Source organism: bacterium, from assembly GCA_021372775.1.
Taxonomy (GTDB): domain Bacteria; phylum Acidobacteriota; class Polarisedimenticolia; order J045; family J045; genus JAJFTU01.
The window spans coordinates 1-9,466 of the sequence record JAJFTU010000481.1; the positions used below are offsets into that span (position 1 = coordinate 1).

Annotated in this window: 8 protein-coding genes; 5 read left to right on the top strand and 3 right to left on the bottom strand. The window is 73.4% G+C overall.

Annotation, left to right across the window (positions count from 1 at the left end):
- Positions 1–278: 278 nt before the first annotated feature.
- From LLG88_16490 to LLG88_16500, 3 genes are all read left to right on the top strand, one after another.
- Entirely contained in the window at positions 279–908 is a 630-nt protein-coding gene (locus tag LLG88_16490; GenBank protein MCE5248506.1) for a threonylcarbamoyl-AMP synthase, read from the top strand.
- Between the two features lie 89 nt (positions 909–997).
- Positions 998–3,283, top strand: a complete 2,286-nt coding sequence (locus tag LLG88_16495; protein ID MCE5248507.1) for an alkaline phosphatase family protein — start codon at positions 998–1,000, stop codon at positions 3,281–3,283.
- Positions 3,284–3,441: 158 nt separating this feature from the next.
- Positions 3,442–4,404, top strand: coding sequence for a peptidoglycan DD-metalloendopeptidase family protein (locus LLG88_16500; GenBank protein MCE5248508.1), 963 nt, complete (start codon positions 3,442–3,444; stop codon positions 4,402–4,404).
- A gap of 144 nt (positions 4,405–4,548) precedes the next feature.
- Here LLG88_16500 and trxB read toward each other — a convergent pair whose 3' ends face one another.
- The 3 genes from trxB to LLG88_16515 form a co-directional block, all read right to left on the bottom strand.
- Positions 4,549–5,487, bottom strand: a complete 939-nt coding sequence (gene trxB, locus LLG88_16505; GenBank protein ID MCE5248509.1) for a thioredoxin-disulfide reductase — start codon at positions 5,485–5,487, stop codon at positions 4,549–4,551.
- 61 nt (positions 5,488–5,548) lie between these two features.
- Positions 5,549–6,286, bottom strand: coding sequence for a hypothetical protein (locus tag LLG88_16510; GenBank protein MCE5248510.1), 738 nt, complete (start codon positions 6,284–6,286; stop codon positions 5,549–5,551).
- On the bottom strand, positions 6,283–7,029 hold the full coding sequence (locus LLG88_16515) for a hypothetical protein (GenBank protein ID MCE5248511.1): 747 nt from the start codon (positions 7,027–7,029) through the stop codon (positions 6,283–6,285). The genes LLG88_16510 and LLG88_16515 overlap by 4 nt, the downstream gene beginning before the upstream one ends.
- A gap of 62 nt (positions 7,030–7,091) precedes the next feature.
- On the opposite strand from LLG88_16515, the gene LLG88_16520 reads away from it, so the two are divergent.
- Positions 7,092–8,057, top strand: coding sequence for a response regulator (locus LLG88_16520; protein ID MCE5248512.1), 966 nt, complete (start codon positions 7,092–7,094; stop codon positions 8,055–8,057).
- 12 nt (positions 8,058–8,069) lie between these two features.
- Positions 8,070–9,466, top strand: a 1,397-nt coding sequence (locus tag LLG88_16525; protein MCE5248513.1) for a DEAD/DEAH box helicase, incomplete at its 3' end; no start/stop codon positions are given.

The window sequence follows — 9,466 nt, forward strand, 5'->3', positions numbered from 1 at the left end:
GCGGGGGCGGCGGCGCAGCCGTTGCCCGGTCGGCTGAGCCGCCGCCCCCGCCGCCCGACGCGCGTCCCGCGATTCGCGCGGGCCTTGCGTCCCCCGAGCCGCGCGGGCGGTGCACCCCGAATCGCGCGGGCCCTGCGCCTCGAGACCCGCGGGCATTTCTCCGCAAGGCAACATCGATCTGCGTGAGTTCGCGTCGGGAGGCAGGCGCGGTGGGGGCTTGAGCGGGGTTGCGAGCATCGGGGCGCGCCAGCCTCCCCTACGGGGTTTATCGTTTCCGCATGAAGACGTTGACCCCATCCCCCGAGGCCGTGGCCGAGGCGGCCGCGCTCCTGCGCCGAGGCGGCCTGGCCGTCTTCCCGACCGAAACCTTCTACGGTCTGGGATGCGACCCGCGCCGCGCCGACGCCGTCGCCCGCCTCTTCGCCTTCAAAGGGCGCGACGCCGGACGGGCGCTCCCGCTCGTCGCCGGATCGCGCGCGCAGGTCGAACTCGTCGCCCCGACGTGGGAGCGGTTCGAACTGGCCGCGCGCCTCGCGGACCTCTTCTGGCCCGGCCCGCTGTCGCTCGTCGTGCCCGGCGCCGAGACGCTGGCCGACGGCGTCCGCGCCGCGGACGGCACGGTCGCCGTGCGCGTCAGCCCGCATCCCGTGGCCGCCGGGCTCGCCGCCGCCCTCGGGCACCCGATCGTCGCCACCTCGGCCAACCGCTCCGGCGCCGCCGCCTGCCGCTACGTCGCGGAGGCGCTCGCCTCCCTCGGCGAAGGCGCGGACGGCGTCGCGCTCGACGGCGGGGCGACCGTCGGCGGACTCCCTTCCACGCTCGTAGACGGCCGGGCGGACCGGGTCGTCGTGTTGCGCGCGGGGGCGGTCGACGAGGGAACGCTGCTCGAGGCGCTGCGGCGCCGCTAGAACCCGGCCGGTCGAAATCCCCGGCGCTTGCGTCCAAAATGGGGCAGCGCGCCGGACGCGCCGGCGCCTTCTCTCGCAACGGAGCGACCATGCTGCAGTTTCTCCGCGCCGCGCGGCGTTGCGCCGCCGCGTCGCTCGTCCTGCTGGCGGCCCTGCCGGCCCTCGCCGCCCAGAGCGGCCGTCCGAAGGTCGTGGTGATCGGCTTCGACGGCGCCGACCCGAACCTCGTCGAGAAGTACCGCGCCCTGGGGCTGATGCCGAACCTCGACAAGATCGCCCGCGAGGGGACGTTCACCCCGCTGACGCCGACCAACCCGCCGCAGACGCCGGTCTCCTGGTCCACGTTCGCCACCGGGATCAACCCCGGGCGGACGGAGATCTTCGACTTCCTGCAGCGGGCGAACGGCGCCTACCAGCCGGACTTCGCGCTGGCGACGCGGCTCAAGAAGCCGTTCCTCGCCGGCGAGAAGAACGGCCTGCTCGCCGGGCTGCTCGGCGGCCTTCTGGCCGGCGGCGCGGCCCTCGGCCTCGGTCGGACGCTGCGGCAGCGCTGGCTCGTCGCCTCGCTCGCCGGGGCGGCGGTCGGCGTCCTCTTCGGCGCCGGCGTGGGCTACGCCGCGGCGCGGCTGCTGCCGGCCGAGACGATGGACGCGGTGAACAACCGCAAGGGGACGCCGTTCTGGACGGTCGCGGCGCGGAACGGCCTCAAGGTGCGCGTGACGCAGGTCCCCGTGACGTTCCCCGCGGAGAAGCTGCCCGACGGCTCGCGGATGATCTCCGGCCTCGGCGTGCCCGACATGAGGGGCCGCGTCGGGACGCCGACCTACTTCACCTCCGACCCGAACTTCAACGCCGGCGACAACCAGTTTTCGCTCGAACTGGCGCGCCTTCCCGCGCGCCGCGGCGCGATCGAGACGACGGTCATCGGCCCCTACAACTACGTCTTCCACCAGTACGTGATCGAGCGGGCGCAGGAGAAGTGGAAGAAGGCCGGGCTCTCCGCGGCCGAGCGCGCGGACAAGGAACGCGAGCTCGACCGCAAGCTCGAGGAGCAGGGCGCGCCGCGCCGCTTCGACCTGCCGCTGCGCCTCTCCATCTCCGACTCCGAACTGGCGTGGGAGATCTCGGGGCAGAAGGGGAAGCTCCGCGTCGGCGAGTGGTCGGACTGGGTCGTCTTCTCGTTCCCGGTCAACTGGCTCGTGGACCGCGCGCAGCCGGTGCGCGGGATGGGGCGGTTCAAGCTGATCTCCCTTTCGCCGGAAGTGCAGCTCTACCTCTCGCCGGTCAACTTCCATCCCTCGTGCCACCCGGTGGCCTTCTCCTGGCCGCCGAACTGGGCCGAGAAGCTCTCCGACGACGTCGGGCTGTTCAAGACGATCGGCTGGACGATCGACACCTGGTCGTACCCCTCGGGGGTCGGCGGGATCGACCTCTTCGCCGAGGACATGTGGTTCACCGTCGCCGGCGCCGACAAGATCATGGAGCGGTCGCTGACCGAGCCGGGCGCCGACGTCGTCGTGCAGATCTACGACTTCACCGACCGCGCCGGGCACATGCTCTGGCACGAGCTCGACGACGGGCATCCGCTCTTCAAGCCGGAACTGGCGGCGAAGTACCGCAAGCTGATGGAGGACGTCTACCGCAGGATGGACGAGGTGATCGGCCGCGCCCGCGCGCTCGCCGGCCCCGACGCCCTGTTCCTCGTCGTCTCCGACCACGGCTTCTCGTCGTTCCGCCGCCAGATCAACATCAACACCTGGCTGGCCAAGAACGGCCTGCTCGTGCTCAAGAGCGGCATGCGGACGCGCGACCTCGAGCAGCTGTTCGACAAGGACGTCACCGGCGTCAACGTCTTCTCCGGGATCGACTGGTCGGCGACGCGCGCCTGGGCGATGGGGCTCGGCGCGATCTACGTCAACCTCGTCGGGCGCGAGCCGAACGGCGTGGTGATGCCGGGCGCCGACTACGAGAGCGTCGTGCGGAAGATCAAGGAGGGGCTGGAGAACGAGGTGGACGACGTCACCGGCGAGAAGCCGATCGAGCGCGTCTACCGCCGCGACGAGATCTACCACGGCTACGACCCGAACAAGATCCCCGACCTGCGCGCCGCCAACAAGCTCAACTACCGCGTCTCGTGGCAGGACACGCTGGGCGGCCTCTCCAAGCGGGTCTTCGAGGACAACGACCGCGTCTGGTCCGGCGACCACTGCTCGCTCGACCCGAAGTTCGTCCGCGGCATCCTGCTCGTGAACCGCAAGCTGACCGTGCCCGATCCGACGATCACCGACATGGCGCCGTCGCTCCTCTCCGAGCTGGGCCTGCCGGCGCCGAAGGATCTCGACGGGAGGGTGGTCTGGTCGCCGCGCGCGCGCTGATCGGCGCCGCGCTCGCGGCGCTTTGCTGCCTCGTCCCCGCCGCGGCCCGCGCCGGCGAGGCGGCGGGGGAACGGCTGTCCCGCCTCCAGGCGGAGATCGACGCGCTCAGCGCCGAGCGGCGGCGGCTCGCCTCGGAGGAGCGCGGGATCCTCGGGCGGATGGAAGTCCTCGCCGCCGACGCGCGGCTGCTCGACGCCGAGATCGAGCGGCTGGAGGTCGAGCAGGGGGAGGCGCTGCGCTCGGCGGAGGAACTGCGCCGCCGCAGCGCGACGGTCGAGGATCGTCTCGGCGCCGAACGGGCGCGTCTCCGCACCGCGGTGCTGATGCTGCAGCAGGCCGGGCCGCTGGGCGGCCTGCGGTTCATGCTGCGCGGCCGCGACGCGGCGGAGATGGCGGCCGGCTGGCGGCTCGCCCACGAGCTGACGCGCGGGCAGCGCGAGGCGGTCGTCGGCGTCCGCTCCGACCTCGCGGAGCTCGAGCGGGTCAAGCGCGACGTCGAGCGGAAGCGGGTCGAGATCGACGCCCTCAAGGCCAAGGCGGCGACGACGCGCGTCCAGCTCAACGCGTCGATCCGCGAGCGGACGAACGCCCTCGAAGGGGTGCGCCGCCAGGAAGGGCAGCGGCGCCAGGCGATCGAGGAACTGGAGCGGGCGGGGCGCGAGCTGGGGCAGGTGATCGCGGGACAGGGTCCGGCGGCGCCGGCCGCGGTGGACATCCGCCGCTTCAAGGGGCTCCTGCCGCCGCCGGCGCGGGGGAAGCTCTCCCAGCCGTTCGGCGACGTGCGCGACGCGCGCTTCGGCACCGTCGTGCCGCACCGCGGCTGGGACATCGACGCGCCGTTCGGCGCCGACGTGAAGGCGGTCTTCGACGGGCGGGTCGTCTGGTCGGCGTGGTTCCGCGGCTACGGGCTGATGGTCGTCGTGGACCACGGCAACGGCGTCCACTCGGTCTACGCGCACCTCTCGATGACCACGGCGACGAAGGGGAGCGAGGTGGCGAAGGGGCAGTCGGTGGGGAAGGTCGGCGACACCGGCTCGCTCTCCGGGACCGGCCTCTACTTCGAGATCCGCGTCGGCGGCAAGGCCGAGGATCCCGAGCGCTGGATCGCGCGCCGCCGCTGACGGGCGCGCGCCCTCGGCCCGCCGCCGCCGAAGACAGGGCGGGCGGCCTGCCGCCGACGACGACGGGGCGGGCGGCTCGCCGCCGCCGCAAAACGAAAACGGCCGGGACTGCGCCCGGCCGTTTCCGCGAAGATCGGCGCCCGGTCAGAAGTTCTGCGCCTCGAGCCAGCGCTCGCAGTCGATCGCCGCGGCGCAGCCGCTGCCGGCGGCCGTGATCGCCTGCCGGTAGACCCAGTCCTGCACGTCGCCGCAGGCGAAGACCCCTTCGACGGCCGTGCGGCTCGAGCGCCCTTCGGTCAGCAGATAGCCGGCCTCGTTGAGCGGCAGCTGCCCCTTGAAGAGGTCGGTGTTCGGCTTGTGGCCGATGGCGACGAAGACGGCGCCGCACGGACGGTCGGTCGTTTCGCCGGTGACGACGTTCTTCAGCCGCACCCCTTCGACCTTCTCGTCGCCGAGGATCTCCTCGATCACCGAGTTCCAGGCGAACTGCATCTTCGGGTTGGCCTGCGCGCGGGCCTGCATCGGCGCCGAGCCGCGCAGCTTGTCGCGCCGGTGGACCAGCGTCACGGTGCGGCCGAAGCGGGTGAGGAACGTCGCCTCTTCGAGCGCGGTGTCGCCGCCGCCGACGACGACGATGTCCTGGTCGCGGAAGAAGAAGCCGTCGCACGTCGCGCACATCGAGACGCCGCGGTTCATCAGGCGCCGCTCGGAAGGCAGGCCGAGCGTGCGGGCGGTGGCCCCGGTGGCGATGATCAGCGACCGCGCGCGGACGATCTCGCCGCCGTCGAGCTCGACCACGAACGGCCGGGTGGAGAGATCGACGCGCGCCGCGCCGCGCGGATCGAGCTCCGCGCCGAAGCGGGCGGCCTGCTTGCGGAAGAGATCCATGATCTCGGGGCCGGGGATCCCGTCGGGGAAGCCGGGGAAGTTCTCGATCTCGGTCGTGATCGTCAGCTGGCCGCCGGGCTGCAGCCCCTCGTAGACGACCGGCCGGAGGTTGGCGCGCGAGGCGTAGATGGCGGCGGTCAGGCCGGCCGGGCCCGAGCCGAGGATCACGACGTTGCGGACGGACGAGTCGTTCATGGAGCCTCCTGACGGCGGCCGCGGGCGCGTCGTCGCGCGGGGGCGGCCGGTCGACTACAGGCTATCGGCGGGACGGCCGGCGGGCAACGCCGGGGCGTCCGGCGAACGGGGGGCGGCGCGGCGCCAAGAGGCGCGCCGCCACGCCGGCCCAGTCGCGGGCGACGAAGGCGAGGCCGAGGTCCTCGGGCGCCCCCTCGCCGCGGCGATCGACGAAGACCCCGCGCACGCCGAGGTCCTCGGCGGTGTAGAGGTCCCGCTCCGGGTCGCACGAGACGTGGAGCAGCTGGTCCTCGTCGAGCTCCAGTTCGTGGGTCAGGGCGAGCAGGAGATCGGGCTCCGGGAGGTACGCCTCGACGTCGTCGGCGACGATCAGCCGCGCCTTGGCGAGGCCGAGACGCGCGACGTGCGGCGCGGCGAGCGGCCGGGGGAAGTTGCTCAGGACGCCGATTCGCTTCTCGGCCGCGATCCGCTGAAGGGCCGGCGCGGCGTCGGGGAAGTGCGGCCACGAGCCGGCGTCGGCGACGATCGCCGCCGCCTGCTCGGGGGCGAGCGGCGCGCCGGCGCGCGCGGCGGCCTCGAGCAGCGACGAGGCGAAGATCCGGTCGTAGGGGACGAACTCCTCAAGCTTGTCGAGCAGCTCCTCCTCGACCGCCTCCCGTTCGTAGGCGAGGCGCGCGGCCTGCGGCGCGGAGGAAAGGCCGGCGTGGCGGGCGAGGCCGGCGGCGAGGCCGGCGCGCAGGTCCACCACGGCGTTGAACAGGTCGAACGACACCGCTTCGCAGCGGATCGCGGGGCTCACGGTTCGGCTCCTTCGCCGGCGAGAAGCGCCGGCAGCGCGGCGCGGGCGGAGGCCCGCAGCCAGACCGCCCCCGGCTCGGCGCAAAGGCGGTTCGGATCGGGCCCGACGACGATGACCGGCAGGCCGGCGTTCAAGGCGATGTCCGGAATCGACGCCGCGGGGAAGACCTCGCACGACGACCCGACGACGAGCAGGCCGTCCGCCCCCTCGAGCAGCCGCACCGCGCGTTCGAGGGCGCCCTCGGGGAGCTGCTCGCCGAACAACGTGATGGCGGGGCGGAGCACGCCGCCGCAGGGGCAGCGCGGAACGGCGGCGCTTCCCGCGTCGGGGCGGGGCGCCCCGCGGCCGCAGCGGTGGCAGAGATAGCGCCGGCCGCTGCCGTGCAGCTCGACGACCTCGACCGACCCGGCTTCCTGATGCAGCCCGTCGATGTTCTGCGTGGCGATCCCGACGAGCCGCCCGTTCTCCTCGGCCCGGGCGAGGGCGGCGTGTCCCTCGTGGGGGCGCGCGCCGTGCATCGCCGCGTCGAGGACGCGGAACAGCTCCCACGCCCGCTCGGGGGCGAGGTCGAGCGTCCGCACGTGGGCGCAGGTCTCGGGATCCATCCGCTCCCAGAGGCCGCCGGGACCGCGAAACGGCGGCACGCCGCTGTCGACGGACATCCCGGCCCCGGTCAGCGCAAGCCAGCGGGGCCGTCCGGCGAGCAGCGCGCGGGCGTTTTCCAGCGTCGTTTCGGCGTTCATGGCGCCGACAGTGTGCCGCCAGTCTTGACCGGGCGGCAATCGGTTCCGTAGGATTGACTTATATGCTGGCCGATGGACCGCCTCGCCTCCTCGTCGTGGACGACAACCGGCTCGTGCGCGAGCTCGTCAGGGACACCTTCGTCGAGGCGGGCTTCGTCGCCTCGGCCGCGGCGAACGGCCGCGAAGCCCTCGACATGATGGCCGTCTCCAAGCCGGACGTCGTCGTCACCGACGTCGCGATGCCGGAGCTCGACGGCTGGGGGCTGTGCGAGGCGATCAAGGGGGATCCCGACCTGCGGGACGTCCCGGTCGTCTTCCTCTCCTCGCTGCGCGACGTGCCGGACCGCGTGCGCGGCCTGCGGCTCGGCGCCCACGACTACATCTGCAAGCCGTTCGCCCCCGAGGAGTTGCTGGTCCGGGTCAAGGGGATCCTCGAGCGGACCTTCAGCCCGGCCGTCGCCGGCTCGTCCGCCTCGCGCTCGGTCCTCTCCGGGCACACGAGCCACCTCGCCACGACCGACCTCGTTCAACTGCTCGCGGTCAACCGCAAGTCGGGCTGCCTGCGGCTGAAGGGGGACGACACCGGGCGGATCTTCTTCCGCGACGGCCAGATCGTCGCCGCGATGACCAGCCGCGGGGCGATGGCCAAGAAGGCCGTCTTCCGGATGCTCGGCTGGACCGACGCCGAGTTCGAGTTCGACCCCAACGACGACCCGAGCCTCGTCGCCGCCGACATCGGCCAATCGAGCCAGCGGCTGCTGATGGACGCCCTCGTGGCGATCGACGACCTGCAGCGGCTGCGGGCCTCGCTCCCGCCGGACGCGGTGCGGCTGCAGCTCGCCGAAGGGGCGATGCAGCTCTTCGCCGTGGCCAACGAGCTGACGATGACCGAGCGCGAGGTCCTCCGCGCCGCCTCCGAGCAGTGCACGATGAGCGAGATGCTCGAGCTCGGGGAAGGGACCGACCTCGACATCGCCCGCGCCGTGGCGCGTCTCTTGGAGAAGGGCGCGATCGCGCCGGCGGGGTAGTCTTAGCCCGCGATGTCCGCGCCGCCGATCGTTCCGCCGTCCGACAAGCTCCCGCGCAAGGGCCCGCCCTACGCGCCGGACGATCCGCTCGTCCGCGTGCGCGGCATCGGTCCGTCGTGGGCCAAGGAGCTCGAGGAGCGCGGCGCCCGCACCGTGGCCGACCTGCTCGACCACCTGCCGTTCCGCCACGAGGACCGCCGCCGCCCGGTGCGGCTCGCGGATCTGCGCGCGGGGGAACCGGCGACGACGATCGGCGACGTCGCGTCCCTCAAGCGGGTCCGGACCCGCCGCCGCGGGATGGAGATCCTCACCGTCTCGCTCGACGACGGCACGGCGATCGTGCCGGTCGTCTTCTTCAACCGCTCCTACCTCGGCGACTACATGCAGCCCGGCGCGCGGCTGCTGGTCTTCGGGACGCCGACCGCCGACATGTACGGGCCGAGTTTCCGCAATCCGGAGTTCGAGATCCTGCGTCCCGGCGAGGACCCGAACGCCCGCCTCGGCTGGTCGCCGGTCTACGAGCGGATCGGCCCGCTCAGCCCGCGCCGCGTCCGCGCGGCGCTCGCCGAGATCCTCGGCGGGCTCGCGCCGCTCCCCGATCCGCTGCCGGAATCGCTGCGCGCCGCGCGCGGCCTTCCCGCGCGGGAGGAGGCGCTCCGCGCCGCGCACCTGCCGCCGCCGGAGACCGACGCGGCGGACGTCGCCGCGCGGCGCACGCCGGCGCTGCGCCGCCTCGCCTACGAGGAGTTCTTTTTCCTCGAGCTCGGCCTCGCGCTGCGGCGCGCGCGGCGGCGCGCCCAGCGCCGCGGCCGGCCGTTGGCGCCGGCGCCGACGCTGCTCGACGAACTCGCCGCGCTGCTGCCGTACCGGCTCACCGGCGCGCAGCGGCGCGCGGCGGAGGAGATCTGGCGCGACCTCGCCGAGCCGTTCCCGATGAACCGGCTGCTCCTCGGCGACGTCGGTTCGGGAAAGACGGCGGTGGCGCTCCTCGCGCTGCTCGCGGCCGTCCGCGCGGGACGCCAGGCCGCGATGATGGCCCCGACGGAGATCCTCGCCCGGCAGCACGCGACGAACCTCCAGGCGCTCCTCGCGCCGGCCGGGATCAAGCTCGATCTGCTCACCGCGGGGCTTCCGGCCGCGCGGCAGCGCGACGCGCGGGAGCGGATCGCCGACGGGCGGGCGCGGATCGTCGTCGGCACGCACTCGCTGATTTCGGACAAGGTCGCCTTCAAGGACCTCGGCCTCGCGGTGATCGACGAGCAGCACCGCTTCGGCGTCGAACAGCGGGCGGTGCTCTCGGAGAAGGGCGCGGCGCCGGACCTGCTCGTGATGTCGGCGACGCCGATCCCGCGGACGCTGGCGATGGTGATGTACGGCGACCTCGACGTCTCGCTCCTCGACGAGAAGCC

Bases quoted from the DNA above. Each gene is read 5' to 3' on its own strand.
- LLG88_16490 (MCE5248506.1), top strand. From the start codon at position 279: ATGAAGACGTTGACCCCATCCCCCGAGGCCGTGGCCGAGGCGGCCGCG.
- LLG88_16495 (MCE5248507.1), top strand. From the start codon at position 998: ATGCTGCAGTTTCTCCGCGCCGCGCGGCGTTGCGCCGCCGCGTCGCTC.
- LLG88_16500 (MCE5248508.1), top strand. From the start codon at position 3,442: ATGGAAGTCCTCGCCGCCGACGCGCGGCTGCTCGACGCCGAGATCGAG.
- trxB (MCE5248509.1), bottom strand. From the start codon at position 5,487: ATGAACGACTCGTCCGTCCGCAACGTCGTGATCCTCGGCTCGGGCCCG.
- LLG88_16515 (MCE5248511.1), bottom strand. From the start codon at position 7,029: ATGAACGCCGAAACGACGCTGGAAAACGCCCGCGCGCTGCTCGCCGGA.
- LLG88_16520 (MCE5248512.1), top strand. From the start codon at position 7,092: ATGCTGGCCGATGGACCGCCTCGCCTCCTCGTCGTGGACGACAACCGG.